This window comes from Vibrio halioticoli NBRC 102217, from assembly GCF_000496695.1.
Lineage (GTDB): Bacteria > Pseudomonadota > Gammaproteobacteria > Enterobacterales > Vibrionaceae > Vibrio > Vibrio halioticoli.
In genome coordinates this window covers 1-14598 of sequence record NZ_BAUJ01000033.1, presented here as the reverse complement: position 1 = coordinate 14598, position 14598 = coordinate 1, and the positions used below count along the sequence as shown (strand labels likewise).

Below are 14598 nucleotides of genomic sequence, written 5' to 3'. Positions count from 1 at the left end.
ATTTCTAGAGCTCAAAGTTTCGACTTTGGGCTTTTCTTTCTTACAATCAACTCACTCAAAGGAAAACAACAATGTTAATAGTAGAACTTCTGGTCGTCTTGGTATTCATATACCTAGGTGCCAGAATTGGAGGAATTGGAATCGGCCTTGCTGGTGGCTTAGGTGTCATTGCTCTGTCCATCGGGCTAGGTGTTCCCACCAGCCAAAGCTATATCCCTATCGACGTTATTTTAATTATCATGTCGGTGATTACCGCCATTGCAGCTATGCAGGTTGCCGGTGGTATGGACTGGTTAGTACAAATTGCAGAAAACTTTTTACGCAAAAACCCAGAGCGCATTACGTTTTATGCTCCTATCGTTACCTTCCTAATGACCGTTATGGCAGGTACTGGACATACCGCATTCTCCACACTCCCTGTTATTGCTGAAGTAGCAAAAGGCCAAGGCATACGCCCTTCAAGACCACTTTCAATTGCCGTTGTCGCCTCTCAAATTGCTATCACAGCTTCACCTATTTCAGCGGCTGTGGTGGCTTTCTCTACCATGCTAGAACCTCAAGGCGTTCACTACCTAACCTTGCTCGCCATTTGCATACCTACTACTTTTATTGCCTGTATGGTAGGTGCGTTTGTCGCAAACTTTATTGGTTGCCCGCTTAAAGACGACCCTGTGTATCAAGAGCGTCTTGAACAAGGGCTGATTAAGCTCAATACCGCTGAGCATAAGCGTGAGATCCTGCCAACAGCAAAACGTGCCACCTATATTTTCTTAGGTGCTATCGTGCTGGTTGTGTCATACGCGGCGGCAATTTCTGGCTCGGTCGGCTTAATTGAAAATCCAGCCATCGGGCGTAACGAAGCCATTATGGCAGTAATGCTAGGCGCTGCAGCCGTCATCGTACTGACCACTAAAATTGATGCAGCAATGATTCCTGCGGCCGCCACCTTCCGCTCAGGTATGACAGCTTGTGTTTGTGTATTGGGTGTTGCGTGGCTTGGCTCGACCTTTGTTAATGCGCACGTAAATGACATCAAAGAGTTCTCTAGTGCTCTCCTATCTGATCACCCATGGATGCTAGCGCTAATATTGTTCTTTGCGTCTATGTTGTTGTATTCACAAGGTGCCACCACAGTGGCGTTAATGCCAGCGGCATTGGCTATTGGTGTCGCACCACTCACCGCAGTGGCCTCTTTTGCTGCAGTAAGTGCGCTATTTGTATTGCCGACTTACCCAACACTGTTAGCTGCAGTAGAAATGGATGATACTGGCTCAACACGCATTGGTAAGTACGTCTTCAACCACCCATTCTTTATCCCAGGCGTTGCGACAATCTCAACCTCAGTTGCGTTAGGCTTTATGTTTGGTAGCTTGCTTATCTAACCTCTCTAGCGGGATTATTTAGGGGTACATTTAAGTGCCCCTTTTTCTTTTATCCTACTCAGCAAATTGTAAAAGCCTGCCAAACAACGCAGAAAAATAACAAGCGCATGATAGTCAGTAGGCGAACGAAACTTAATCCGCTACTATCGGGTCTACTAGTTATCTGAACCTAATTGATACAAATACTATGCGCGCTGTTTTTATCTCACTCTTGTTACTTTGTTTCTCGCAGACAACCTTGGCCGCTTTCAATAGCGAATCAAACTCGCCATCAAGTCCTGCGCCAGCTAACAACTTCGATCAAGCCAGTTTTGGGCAACCTAGCTTTGTGCGAGTTGATCAAGCCTTTCCGTTCGATTTTATTCAGCAAGGCAATCAAGTTAAGTTAACTTGGCAAGTCACTGATGGTTACTACCTGTATCAATCTCGATTTAATGTCAGCGCAGAAAATGCCACTTTAGGTGAGCTATCACTGCGAGACGGCACACCTTACCAAGATGAATTTTTTGGCTTAGTCAATATCTACACAGAACCTGTCACTATCACTGTGCCTATTACTGGGCAAGGCGAACACTCACAACTCATAGTGCAATATCAAGGCTGTGCCAAAGCCGGTTTTTGCTACCCGCCAGAAACTAAAGTCATCGATCTGCAAACTATCGATAACCTCGCAACACTCGACTCTTCTAAGCTAGCGACAAATACAACAGCCACATCACAGAGCGTCTCTCAAAATGCTCAGCCTAAAAGCGAAAGTGATATGGCAGCAATGCTTGGCGACTCAATCTGGACGCCGCTTATCTTCTTAGTGCTCGGCATTGGCTTGGCCTTTACGCCGTGCGTACTGCCTATGTATCCAATTTTAACCAGTATCGTATTAGGCAACGGGAAACTGTCTCCTGCCAGAGCACTGTCGTTGTCTTTTGTTTACGTACAAGGGATGGCTCTAACTTATACCTTACTCGGGCTGGTCGTCGCCTCCGCTGGCATGCAGTTTCAAGCGGCATTGCAACACCCAGCGGTGCTTGTCACCATTAGTGTGCTGTTTGTATTGCTGTCGTTATCTATGTTCGGCTTATACAACCTGCAACTACCAAGTAGCCTGCAAACCAAGCTCAACGAAATCAGCAATAAACAAACGGGTGGACGTTGGTTGGGTGCATTTGCAATGGGCGTAATATCCGGCTTAGTGTGCTCACCTTGCACCACCGCCCCGCTTTCTGGTGCGCTATTGTATGTGGCACAAACGGGCGATTTGTTCACCGGAGCCATCACCTTGTATGCGCTGGCATTAGGTATGGGCATACCTCTGATTGGTCTGGCGGTATTTGGCAATCGCTTCTTGCCAAAAGCTGGTCTATGGATGGATAAAGTTAAAGTGCTATTTGGCTTTGTGCTATTGGCCGCGCCACTGTTTTTCTTAGAGCGAATCTTAGCTGAACAATGGATCACAGCACTTTGGTCTATTTTAGGTATTAGCTTCTTTGCTTGGCTGTATCATTCTAAAAATCATCTACCGTTTGGCAGTTGGAAGCAAAGCCTTATCGGCATTATTGCGGTACTTGGCTTAGTTGGCTCAGCACAACCGGTATGGAACAAACTGCTAGGGCTTGAGAGCCAAGTTGAAGCGCCGAAAGCGCAAATTGAGTTTATTCGCGTCACCACAGTTCAAGACCTGCAACAAGAATTAGCCAAGGCGAAACTGGCGGGTAAGCCTGTATTATTCGACTTCTACGCAGATTGGTGTGTGGCCTGTAAAGAATTTGAAAAATACACTTTCCACGAAGCAAATGTGGAACAAAAGCTCAGCGGATTTGTACTACTGCAAGCCGATGTCACCAAAAATCAGCCGCAAGACATCGAGCTATTAAAACATATGCGCGTGCTAGGTTTGCCAACTATCGAGTTTTGGGATGCGCAAGGTCAGCACCTACCAGCGGCTAGATTGACCGGTTTTGTTAAGGCCGAACCTTTCCTAAGTCATCTGCAACGTTTTAATCTATAAACGCTTTAGTCTATAAACGGACTACCCACTCAAAAAGAGACGCCCACTAACTAATTTAGTGGGCGTTGTTACTTCTACAGCAAATAAATATAGAGGTAAGCCAGAGTTTTAATGACCGATTCTTGTTGAACAATATAAAACTATCAATAATCACTAAGACTCCCATTTTATACATGAGTACAAGTGATATGGATGCCACTTACACGATTGTTATTGCTGACGATCATCCCCTCTTCCGAAATGCATTATTTCAGTCGGTACACATGGCTATTAGTGGCGCAAACCTTCTGGAAGCGGACTCTCTCAATAGCCTGCTCGATATACTGCGTAAACAAGACGATGTGGATCTGATTCTGTTAGACCTAAAAATGCCAGGCGCGAATGGCATGTCTGGCTTAATGCAATTGCGCAGTGAATTTCCAGACATCGCAGTGGTAGTCATATCGGCCAGTGAAGAGCCTTCAGTGGTGAGCCAAGTAAAAAGCCACGGCGCCTTTGGTTTCATCCCAAAATCTAGCGATATGCGCAGCCTGATCAGTGCCCTAAATCAAGTATTAAATGGCGATCAGTTTTTCCCGGAAGGATTAGCAAAGCAAGCAGAACGTTATAGTGATATTACCGATAAACTGGCTTCGCTTACCCCACAACAATATAAAGTATTGGCGATGCTTGCCGACGGTCTGCTCAATAAACAAATTGCCTACGAACTCGATGTATCCGTTGCTACAATCAAAGCCCACATGACGGCTATTTTTCGCAAACTAGGTGTCACTAACCGCACGCAAGCGGTGATCTTATTACAACAATCTGAAATTGAATCCTAAGCGCTTATATCTCTTTGATTAGGAAATAAATCTGTTTCCTAATCTCTCCCCTTATTAGACCTTTGGCTAATATCCAGCAAAACCCAGTTCACACTTTCCTAGCACACCAAAACAAACCATTGATTTTTATCGCTTTTTAATCATTCGCACTCAAGACCAAAGTTCAAATGAGTTATTAACACCTCACTGCTATCGTATGTTTGAAACATTTTATTAACAAACATACGTAAGGAGACGGCAATGGCGTTTGAAAATGAAGAACGAGCCAAAGCCTACTGGAGCAAGAATGTTCGACTCATGGTCAGCCTAATGGTGATCTGGTTTGTTGTGTCATTTGGCTGCGGTATTTTATTTGTAGACGAACTCAATCAATTTCAACTTGGTGGTTACAAACTCGGATTCTGGTTTGCACAACAAGGTTCCATCTACTGTTTCTTGGGCATTATTTTCTACTATGCGTGGAAAATGCGTCGAATCGACCGCGAATTTAACGTAGAAGAATAGGGAGTAATTAAAGATGGAACTTAAGACAATTACCTACCTAGTAGTGGGGGCAACATTCTTGCTCTACATAGGTATCGCAATCTGGGCGCGCGCAGGCACGACCAAGGAATTTTATGTCGCGGGTGGTGGCGTACACCCTATCGCAAACGGTATGGCAACCGCTGCCGACTGGATGTCTGCCGCGTCATTTATCTCAATGGCAGGGCTTATCGCCTTTATGGGATACGGCGGTTCTGTATTCCTAATGGGTTGGACCGGCGGTTATGTACTACTGGCCTTATTATTAGCCCCTTACCTACGTAAGTTTGGTAAATTCACTGTTCCTGAGTTTGTTGGCGAACGCTTCTACTCAAAAACAGCACGAGTGGTGGCGGTTGCCTGTCTTATCATCGCCTCGGTCACTTATGTTATAGGTCAGATGAAAGGCGTTGGTGTTGCGTTTGGTCGTTTCCTTGAAGTGGATTATGCCACCGGGCTTGGCATAGGTATGTGTATCGTATTCATCTACGCCGTTATGGGTGGAATGAAAGGCATTACTTACACTCAGATAGCTCAATACTGCGTCCTCATTCTTGCATACACTATTCCAGCAGTATTTATTTCACTTCAACTCACAGGTCACGCCCTTCCGCAAATTGGCTTAGGGAGCACCATGACCGGAACCGATGTCTATCTACTGGATCGGCTTGACCAAGTGGTGACCGAACTCGGTTTCAGTGAATACACGACCCATGTGCGGGGAGATACGCTCAATATGTTCGTGTACACCATGTCACTGATGATCGGTACCGCAGGTCTGCCACACGTAATTATTCGTTTCTTCACTGTACCAAAAGTGCGTGATGCACGAACCTCAGCCGGTTGGGCTCTGGTCTTTATCGCAATCCTTTACACTACAGCACCTGCTGTTGCGGCAATGGCTCGCTTGAATCTAATGGACACGGTTAATCCTGCATCTGGGCAACACTTGGTGTATGACGAACGTCCTGCATGGTTTAAAAACTGGGAAAAAACCGGCTTACTTGGCTTTGATGATAAAAACGCTGATGGACAAATTCAGTACACCTCTAGCGCTGAAACTAATGAGTTAAAAGTAGATAGAGACATCATGGTATTGGCCAACCCTGAAATTGCGAAACTACCGAACTGGGTGATTGCCTTAGTGGCAGCGGGTGGACTGGCAGCGGCACTTTCTACCGCAGCGGGGTTACTACTGGCCATCTCCTCCGCCATATCCCATGACTTAATCAAAGGGGTCATAAACCCCAACATATCGGAGAAAAAAGAGTTACTTTCCAGTCGGATAGCCATGGCTGTGGCAATTGGGGTCGCGGGGTATCTGGGACTCAATCCACCGGGCTTTGCTGCGGGGACGGTGGCCCTAGCCTTTGGTCTCGCCGCCTCCTCCATCTTCCCGGCCTTGATGATGGGTATCTTTAGTAAAGGCATTAACAAAGAAGGCGCGATTGCAGGGATGATCGCAGGTATCAGTATTACTTTGTTCTATGTATTCCAACACAAAGGCATCTTGTTTGTCGCAGATTGGACCTACTTGCAAAGCTGGGGAAGCAACTGGTTCCTAGGTATTGAACCAAATGCATTCGGTGCGATTGGTGCACTGTTTAACTTCATCGTGGCATTTGCTGTGTCTAAAGTTACAGCAGAAACACCGCAAGAGGTAAAAGACCTTGTAGAGCATGTACGAGTTCCAGCAGGAGCTGGCTCTGCTCAAGACCATTAATAGATTCTATCCAATCTAGTCCACAAAAGCCCCTTAGGGGGCTTTTTTAATAGCATAAGTCGAGTATGGTAAGAAGATGGATATGCAATATCATCCCTATACTTTATACCAACTCTTTTACATTGACGCTAGGATGCAAAAATGTTCAAAAACAAACACTTTATCGTTGCTTTAATAGTTGCACCCATCTTGGCTGTAATTACCTATTTTGGCATCGATATGGCCGTCAGTGAGAAACCTCACGCGGCTAAACAAGGCGAAAGCTACAAGCTGATCAGTAAATCAAATTGCCGTTACACCAGTGGTCTATGTGACTTTGAAAACGGTGAATTCAAGATTCAATTTCGTTCAGAAAAGCTCACTGAAAATACCTTAGATCTCACTCTAAAAGCGAAATTTCCTCTGCAAGGCATAAAAGTCTCACTAGATGAAAACGGCGATACTAAACCAATAAACATGACCGCTACCAGTGCAGATAAACGCAACTGGGCTGTCTCATTGCCTGCAAGTGATCTCGACACTAAACAGCTGCGCGTAGTCGCTCAAGCTGATAACACCTATTACTTTGGCGAAACCGACACTACCTTCGTGGTTTATGAAACGTTATTTACCGAAGACAAATAACGTTCAGCGTTATTCAAAAGAGTTCGAAGTTTTAATGGCTTGACCGGTTTTGCCAGAAAATCAAAGCCTTCGTTTTTCACTTGTTCAATAATATCTGGGGTGCGATCAGCACTGATGATCACCCCATGAAAACTGCCGCCTAATAGCTGACGAAAACGTTGCAGCACTTGTAATCCTGTCTTGCCATCTTCTAATCGATAATCTGATAAAATCACATCCGGTTGCCAATCATGCTCTAATCTAAGCAAACTCAACTGCAAATCAGTGGCTAACCTGACATCACAGCCCCAACGCTGTAATAGGTTTTCCATGCCTTCCAATATCGAGGTTTCATCATCAACACATAACACGCGCAAACCGCTTAAAGGAGTCGCTATCGGCGCAATAGGTGTGGATGAGGGCGTGGATAACAGTGCTTTTTCTGCAAGAGGAACCGTCACTGAGAAGACACTTCCTTTGCTCGGCCAAGAGCGCAATGAGATGCGATGCCCCAATAACTGCGCAATCCCTTTCGAGATGGCAAGCCCTAAGCCCAACCCTTTGTCTGAGCGAATTTGATTGGTGCGAGTAAACTCTTCAAATATCAGTTGCTGTTTGTCTTCTTCAACCCCAACGCCGTTGTCCCACACTTGAATAGAAAGAGAGTTACCTTCTCGTCGTACGCCCAATAGCACTTTACCTTGCGGACTATAACGAAAGGCATTAGTTAAGAAATTTTGTAGCACTCGACGCAGTAACTTAGGGTCAGACTCGACAAATTGTTGGGTAGGAATGGTTCTAAAATTGATGCCTTGCTGTTCTGCAATCACGCCAAATTCGGCGTCTAGATTTAATAGCATTTCGCTCAAAGCAAAAGCCTGCACTTTGGTCGGTAACTTGCCCGACTCTAAGCGTGAGATATCCAATAAATCACTAATCAGCTCTTCCGCCGCTTCCATGGCGCTTTCAATATGCCGAGCCACGCGCTGAGTTTCATCATCTTTGGCTATTTCTGATAATGAAGAGGTAAACAATCGCGCTGCATTAAGAGGTTGCATCAAGTCATGACTCACTGCGGCTAAAAAGCGAGATTTAGATTGTGACTCTTGCTCAGAGCGTTGCGTGGCAATCGTCAACTGACGGTTTAATTGCTCTAGCTCATAGGTTCGCTCTTGCACTCTTTCCTCAAGAGTCACATTGGCATCTTTTAACGCCTGCTCCGCCTGACGATACACAGTAATATCGCTAAAGCTCATCGCAAAACCGCCGCTTGGCATCGGGTTGCCTTGTACTTCAATCACTCGCCCATCGGCTCTTTGACGAGAAGAGGTATGGTGGCTGCCGCGCTGTAAGTGCTCGATTCGGCGCTGCACATGAACCTCGGGATCACCGGGGCCACAAAGCCCTTGTTCGGCGTTATGGCGAATAATATCGGCAATCGGTCTGCCTACCTGAATCAAGCCCACCGGAAAATCAAACAGCTCAATATAGCGCTGATTCCAAGCCACCAGCCTAAGCTGCTTATCCACTACCGCAATGCCTTGTTCTATGTGTTCAATCGCTCCTTGCAATAAACTACGGCTAAAATCGTACAGCTCGGAGGCTTCATCCACTATGGTAGCCACTTCTTCCAACTGCATGTTCTTACCCTGCAAAGCAGAAGTGAGTACTAACTTTGCTGAAGAGGCACCAAATACGCCCGCCAATACTCGCTCGGTATGTCGTATCAAGGTTGAAGGCGCGTATTGATTCGGCATCAGCACTTGTTCTTGTTGACTCCAAAATTGGTTAAAGGCACTGCGCACTCTTTGTCTGCCAACAAATTTGGACGCCACCAACTCCAGCTCTGCCACTGTGACTCGGCTTTGGTAAAGGCTGGTATTATCCGATTCGGGAAGTGGCGAACCGACAAAAGCCGCCGATTGTAAGCGCTCACTAATGTTTGAGCGGGTTAATATCGAGACCAACACATAGCAGGCACTATTGGCGCTAATGCTGAGCAACATGCCCCAATCGGAGTTTTTGATCTGCAAATTCGCCAATAACTCTGGCGGGGAAATAATCCAAATCAGGATATTGGTTTGTGCATCTCCGGCCAAAATACCGGTTTGGCTCATCAGCGTTACTAGCCACAATACAAAACCCACCACTAGGCCCACATACACACCATTGCGATTGCCGTGTCGCCAATACATACCCCCGAGCAATGCCGGAGCAAATTGAGTCACGGCGGCAAAAGAGAGAAAGCCAATCGCCGACAAACTACCAATGCTATCGAGCACCTGATAAAAGAACCACGCCCCAACAATCAGTAGCACAATCAAGATGCGGCGAATCACCAAGAGGCGCCCAGAGAAATGGCGGAAGTTATGTTGCGACAGTTTCATTCTGCGCAATAGCAGTGGCATGACTAAATCATTAGACACCATAATCGCCAGTGCAATAGTCGATACAATCACCATGCCACTGGCCGCCGACACACCACCAATAAACGCCAGTAACGCCACCCCATCTGCGCCCATGGCAAGGGGGAGACTAATCACATAACTGTCGGCTGAACTGCCCGGCAACAAACTGGAGCCAACCCACGCAATCGGCAATACAAACAAGCCCATCAGACCTAAGTAAGCCGGAAATACGCGGCGCGCGGTGTGTAAATCGTGCGCTCTTTCGTTTTCCACCACCATGGTATGAAACTGTCTAGGCAAACAAAAAATCGCCATCATGGTCAGTAAGGTGTGAATCAATAAGGTAGGAATATTGGGGGCAGCGTAGGTTTGCTTTGCCACCTCCCACAGTTGAATGTCTGTGCGTTGCAGTACCACCATCACCACAAACAAACCGACAAACAAAAAAGCCACTAACTTGACGATAGACTCAAACGCAATCGCCATCATCATGCCGCGGTGATGCTCAGTATTATCAATATGGCGCGTACCAAACAAGGCAGTAAACGCAGCTAATGCAATCACCATTAACCAAGAAACATAGAATTTATTCGCACCGTCTTCACCCAGTATTTCAGGTACTGCCAACTCAATGCCCATCATAATACCGCGCATTTGTAAGGCGATATAAGGCAAGATACCAACTACAGAAATCAAGGTAACAAAGACGGCTAAGCCTTGCGCTTTGCCATAGCGAGCTGCGATAAAATCGGCAATGGAACTGATGTGTTCTCGCTTTGCCACCAAAATCATGCGCGCTAATACGCGCCAGAAAAACACAAAGACGATGATAGGAGCGAGATAAACAGGCAGGAATGCCCAAGGGTTATTGGCGGCTTGGCCTACCGTACCAAAAAAGGTCCAAGAGGTGCAGTAAACCGCAATCGACAGGCTATAAATCCACGGACGCCAATTGGCTAGCCATTGTGGTCGCTTATCCCCATACCATGCGATTAAAAAGAGCAACACCAAATAAAGCAGTGATGCGGGGACAATCACCCATCCTTGCATAAGTCATCCTTAACTCGTATCAACGTTCATCTCATCAGCAAATCCACTGCATTGAATAATACCGACAACGTCGGCAAGTAGATTTATTGCTATAAGACTAGTCAAGGATCGCTTTATAGTTCAGTTAGTTAGCTTGTTTTTGTGGTTCAATGCTCACTTCTTCAATATTGCTCGCTGGTGCATCCAGTTTGATGAACATCGCCAGAAGCCCCATCGCCGACATCGCCCAAAATACATTCGCTCCCCACAACTCATAACCCCAACCACTCAAGGCGGTCATGGCAGCCATTACCACCCCAAGCGGAATCGCATTGTATAACGCCTGCAGCGCCACCATTTTGTTTGTTGGCGAGTTTTGGATATAACGAATAGCGGCAATATGCGCCAAAGCAAAAGTGATGCCGTGGAGTAGTTGTATTAACACTAGCGCAAACAACATAGTGGTCGAAGCGGTTAAGCCCCAACGCACGATCACACCGGCCGAAGCGACTAAAAACAGAGCGCGCAGTGACCACTTACCAAACCAACGATTGCTAAAGGCAAAAATCGCTACCTCGGCAATCACGCCTAAGCTCCACAGATAACCAATAATGTCAGCAGTGTAGCCGGCTTCTTTCCAGTGAATAGAGCTAAATCCATAGTAAGCAGCGTGACTGCCCTGAATCAGCGCAATCAAAGCAATGAACTTAATCACTGGCCACTCACGCAATAACTGGCTCAGCTTTGGTCGCTTCGATTCAGTATTGCCTTGTGTCACTGGCATCGGCGTAGGATTACGCATCGACACTAGGATAGAAAATGCGATCCCGGCTAAAGCGGTATACACAATGAAATCTACGCCAAAGTGCGCCACCAAAAAACCCACCACCGTCGAACCGACAATAAAGGCAATCGAACCCCACAGACGAGTTCGACCATAGTCGAGCATTTTTAAGCGTGCATAGTGATTCGCCATCGCATCAGACAGCGGCACTATCGGCCCGCAACATAGGTTAAACAAAATGGTCGCCACCGCCATGAGCCAAAAACTGCCACCGGTAAAAAAGTGAAAGGCGATAAATGCCAGCGAGGCCAGACTCAATACACGCAAGGTCGGAATTAAATGTTCAACCTTATGGATACGAGGCGTAATCACTAGGTTGGCAACACAGCGCGTAGCAAAAGCAACACCGAGCAACAAGCCAATGTCAGATGCAGAGATACCTTGGTCTTTAAACCATAGCGCCCAAAAAGGCAGATACACGCCATAGGCAAAAAAGAACCCCAAGAAATACTGGGAAATCCACGCATAAGGTGACGGCTTCAACATTCATAATCCAACAATAAACTGATTTAGGGCGCAATTATGAAGTGAACCTTGTGGAATAAAAAGGGATAACTGTTATTTCACCTTTTCCCTATTAGGACAATCTCCTATTAGACCAAAGTCGTCTGGAGCTTATTGGAAAATTTGGCACACTAGTCACTATTAAGGTTTGTCGCCAAAGGATGAAGTCTGCATGCCTGAGAAATTTAATACCCAACATCCCCCTTTTGACCGCCTCAACTCGCAGCAAATAAAGCAGTTGAAGGCTTCGTTAGACATTGCCTACTTTCGCGCTGGCGATATTTTGATAGACAGCGGGCAATCCAGCACCCACTTATATGTGCTAATTAAGGGCGCAGTAGAAGAAAGGCAGCAAAGCGAAGTGTTTGCTCACTACGGGCACGATGATCTCTTTGATGTGCGCTCACTGTTCGAGGGTAAAGTTCGCCATCAATACGTCGCCCTCGAAGATGTATTGTGTTACCTACTACCCAGTGAGGTTTTTCTTGAGCTGTTCAACAAGAACCAATCCTTTGCTGACTATTTTGATAGCCGTTTATCTAAGCGCCAACAACTCATTACCGAAGCAAAAAAACAGCAAAACCTTGCCGAATTTATTCTGACTAAAGTGGATGAATCTATCTATCATCCTCCGTTAATTTTAACGCCAGACACCAGTATCCAACAGGCGACGATGCTACTCAACAATGATGATATTGATGCCGCATTAGTTGAACTTGCCGCAGACGATCCCCGCGTGCAGCAAGCACCTAGCGCCTCTCCGTATGCCATAGTTACCCGCACCAATCTGTTGTGTTACAACAGCTAACGATGAGCACGCCGGTGGCGGATATCTCTACCTTCCCGGTTTATGAAATCAAGCAAGGTGACTTTGTATTTAACGCTATGCTCACCATGACTCGTCACAAAATGAAGCGAGTGATGGTGGTTAAAGACAAACAAGCGGTTGGCATGTTGGATTTAACCCAAATACTCAGCTCATTCTCTTCGCACTCTCACGTTTTAAGCCTGAGTATTGCCCGAGCAAAAAGCATCGCAGAGCTGGCGCAAACTTCGCAACGCCAAAATGACTTTGTAAAAAGCTTATTGGTGAATGGCATACGCACTCGATTCATCATGGAGCTTATTTCAGTACTCAATGAGCAGATTATTGAGAAAGCCTTTCAGCTCATTGTGCCTAAAGAAATTCAGCCTCACTGCTGTCTACTGGTATTAGGCTCTGAGGGGCGCGGTGAACAGGTGCTAAAAACTGATCAAGACAATGCTCTGATTATAGAAGAGGGTTATGAATGGCCGCAGTGCCAATCGATAATGAATGAACTCACCGAAACCTTATTACAACTTGGCTACCCACTGTGCCCCGGTCAAGTCATGGTGAATAACCCGCTTTGGGTGGCAACCCAAAGCCAATGGCAACACAAAGTAACGCAATGGATAGCAATGAGTAATGCCGACTCGGTGATGCAGCTTGCCATATTCTCCGATGCTCTGCCTGTAGCAGGCAATAAACAGCTTGTTGAGCCAGTTTTAGACGCCTTACATACTAGCCTAAAAGGGCGAATGCTCACCCTGTCAGACTTTGTCAGACCGGCACTGCAATTCTCAGTTCCACTAACCTTATTTGGCAAAGTAAAAGCACGCAAAGATGGCTTAGATATCAAGCAAGGTGGCATTTTTTCTATTGTGCATGGCATTCGAGCGCTAGCGTTAGAACATGATATTCGTCAGCGTAATACCTTTGACCGGATCCAAGCTCTGCACCAACTCGGTTGCCTTGAAAGTGACACTGCCGATAACCTCAGTGAAGCCCTAAAACTCTTTTGTAAACTGCGTCTAGCTCAACAACTGGCACATCAAGATGCGTCAAATAACCTCGACCTTAACGCCTTAGATAGAACCGAGCGAGACCTGCTCAGGCACAGCTTGCATGTGGTGAAAAAATTTAAGCAATTCCTTAGCTACCACTATCAGATAAGGGATTAATTATGAACTGCTTACTGAAACAATACTGGCATTGGAAACTGCAAGGCTCCCCTTTTCAGTCATTATTTGCACACAGCGATAGTGACAATAACGAATATGTCTCCATTGATTGTGAGACCACCAGCTTAGAGCCCACCCGAGCGGAGCTTGTCACTATTGCCGCCACTAAGATCATTGATAATCGAGTCATCACTAGCGCCCCTTTACACATCAAACTCAAAGCCCCGCAGTCATTAGACGAAAGTTCAATAAAGGTGCATCAAATACGCCACCAAGACCTTGGTGATGGCTTAGACGAAAAAGAAGCGCTACAGCAGTTGCTCGATTTTATTGGCCAGCGCCCTATTGTGGGCTATCACATTCGTTACGATAAACGCATTCTGGATATCGCGTTTAAAAAGCATTTTGGCTTTCCGTTGCCCAACAACATTATTGAAGTCAGCCACATCTACCAACAAAAGCTCGAACGACACCTGCAAAACGCCTACTTCGATTTAAGCCTTGAAGCCATTTGCCGTCATTTAGAATTGCCTATACGAGATCATCACAATGCACTGCAAGATGCGATCACCGCCGCCTTGGTTTTTGTGCGCCTCACCAAAGGTGATCTACCTAGCCTCAACATGCCTCATATCAAGTAAAGATCAGCCTCTCAACTTACAAAATAACGGTTAATTTTCACGGTGATAACGGCCATCTCATCCTAAAGTCTAATTGTGGAAATAGCCTAGGTGATAGAAAGTGATATCTATTACTTATACCAATCACACT

The 14598-nt window shown here is 46.0% G+C and carries 9 protein-coding genes and 1 pseudogene; 8 read left to right on the top strand and 2 right to left on the bottom strand.

What is annotated here, in order from left to right:
* Nucleotides 1-71 precede the first annotated feature (71 nt).
* The 6 genes from VHA01S_RS11060 to VHA01S_RS11035 all read left to right on the top strand — a co-directional run bounded on the left by VHA01S_RS11060 (nt 72) and on the right by VHA01S_RS11035 (nt 7080).
* On the top strand, nt 72-1382 hold the full coding sequence (locus tag VHA01S_RS11060; protein WP_023404463.1) for an anaerobic C4-dicarboxylate transporter: 1311 nt from the start codon (nt 72-74) through the stop codon (nt 1380-1382).
* A 187-nt stretch (nt 1383-1569) separates the two neighbouring features.
* A complete protein-coding gene (locus VHA01S_RS11055) occupies nt 1570-3387 on the top strand; it encodes a protein-disulfide reductase DsbD (protein ID WP_039970738.1) in 1818 nt (605 codons plus the stop codon).
* A 188-nt stretch (nt 3388-3575) separates the two neighbouring features.
* Nucleotides 3576-4211, top strand: a complete 636-nt coding sequence (locus VHA01S_RS11050) for a response regulator transcription factor (RefSeq protein ID WP_023404461.1) — start codon at nt 3576-3578, stop codon at nt 4209-4211.
* 240 nt (nt 4212-4451) lie between these two features.
* Complete coding sequence (locus VHA01S_RS11045) at nt 4452-4715, top strand: DUF4212 domain-containing protein (protein WP_023404460.1); 264 nt, start codon at nt 4452-4454, stop codon at nt 4713-4715.
* Nucleotides 4716-4728: 13 nt separating this feature from the next.
* Nucleotides 4729-6456: a sodium:solute symporter family protein gene (locus VHA01S_RS11040; RefSeq protein ID WP_023404459.1), complete on the top strand. Its 1728-nt coding sequence runs from the start codon at nt 4729-4731 to the stop codon at nt 6454-6456.
* 141 nt (nt 6457-6597) lie between these two features.
* Complete coding sequence (locus VHA01S_RS11035) at nt 6598-7080, top strand: hypothetical protein (protein ID WP_023404458.1); 483 nt, start codon at nt 6598-6600, stop codon at nt 7078-7080.
* On the opposite strand, the gene VHA01S_RS11030 is transcribed toward VHA01S_RS11035, so the two are convergent.
* Together VHA01S_RS11030 and VHA01S_RS11025 are read right to left on the bottom strand one after the other, a co-directional pair.
* Nucleotides 7050-10517 (bottom strand): PAS domain-containing hybrid sensor histidine kinase/response regulator, encoded by a 3468-nt coding sequence (locus VHA01S_RS11030; protein WP_023404457.1) that lies wholly within the window; start codon nt 10515-10517, stop codon nt 7050-7052. The genes VHA01S_RS11035 and VHA01S_RS11030 overlap by 31 nt on opposite strands.
* Before the next feature lie 124 nt (nt 10518-10641).
* Nucleotides 10642-11826 (bottom strand): 3-phenylpropionate MFS transporter, encoded by a 1185-nt coding sequence (locus VHA01S_RS11025; RefSeq protein WP_023404456.1) that lies wholly within the window; start codon nt 11824-11826, stop codon nt 10642-10644.
* A 190-nt stretch (nt 11827-12016) separates the two neighbouring features.
* Between VHA01S_RS11025 and VHA01S_RS11020 the strand changes: the two are divergent.
* Both VHA01S_RS11020 and VHA01S_RS11015 read left to right on the top strand, forming a co-directional pair.
* Nucleotides 12017-13827, top strand: a pseudogene (locus tag VHA01S_RS11020) (DUF294 nucleotidyltransferase-like domain-containing protein).
* Between the two features lie 2 nt (nt 13828-13829).
* Nucleotides 13830-14468, top strand: a complete 639-nt coding sequence (locus tag VHA01S_RS11015; RefSeq protein WP_023404453.1) for a 3'-5' exonuclease — start codon at nt 13830-13832, stop codon at nt 14466-14468.
* Nucleotides 14469-14598: the final 130 nt, after the last annotated feature.

Excerpts from the sequence above, each read along its gene's own strand:
- VHA01S_RS11060 (WP_023404463.1), top strand. The coding sequence starts at position 72 with ATGTTAATAGTAGAACTTCTGGTCGTCTTGGTATTCATATACCTAGGT.
- VHA01S_RS11055 (WP_039970738.1), top strand. The coding sequence starts at position 1,570 with ATGCGCGCTGTTTTTATCTCACTCTTGTTACTTTGTTTCTCGCAGACA.
- VHA01S_RS11050 (WP_023404461.1), top strand. The coding sequence starts at position 3,576 with ATGGATGCCACTTACACGATTGTTATTGCTGACGATCATCCCCTCTTC.
- VHA01S_RS11045 (WP_023404460.1), top strand. The coding sequence starts at position 4,452 with ATGGCGTTTGAAAATGAAGAACGAGCCAAAGCCTACTGGAGCAAGAAT.
- VHA01S_RS11040 (WP_023404459.1), top strand. The coding sequence starts at position 4,729 with ATGGAACTTAAGACAATTACCTACCTAGTAGTGGGGGCAACATTCTTG.
- VHA01S_RS11035 (WP_023404458.1), top strand. The coding sequence starts at position 6,598 with ATGTTCAAAAACAAACACTTTATCGTTGCTTTAATAGTTGCACCCATC.
- VHA01S_RS11030 (WP_023404457.1), bottom strand. The coding sequence starts at position 10,517 with ATGCAAGGATGGGTGATTGTCCCCGCATCACTGCTTTATTTGGTGTTG.
- VHA01S_RS11025 (WP_023404456.1), bottom strand. The coding sequence starts at position 11,826 with ATGTTGAAGCCGTCACCTTATGCGTGGATTTCCCAGTATTTCTTGGGG.
- VHA01S_RS11015 (WP_023404453.1), top strand. The coding sequence starts at position 13,830 with ATGAACTGCTTACTGAAACAATACTGGCATTGGAAACTGCAAGGCTCC.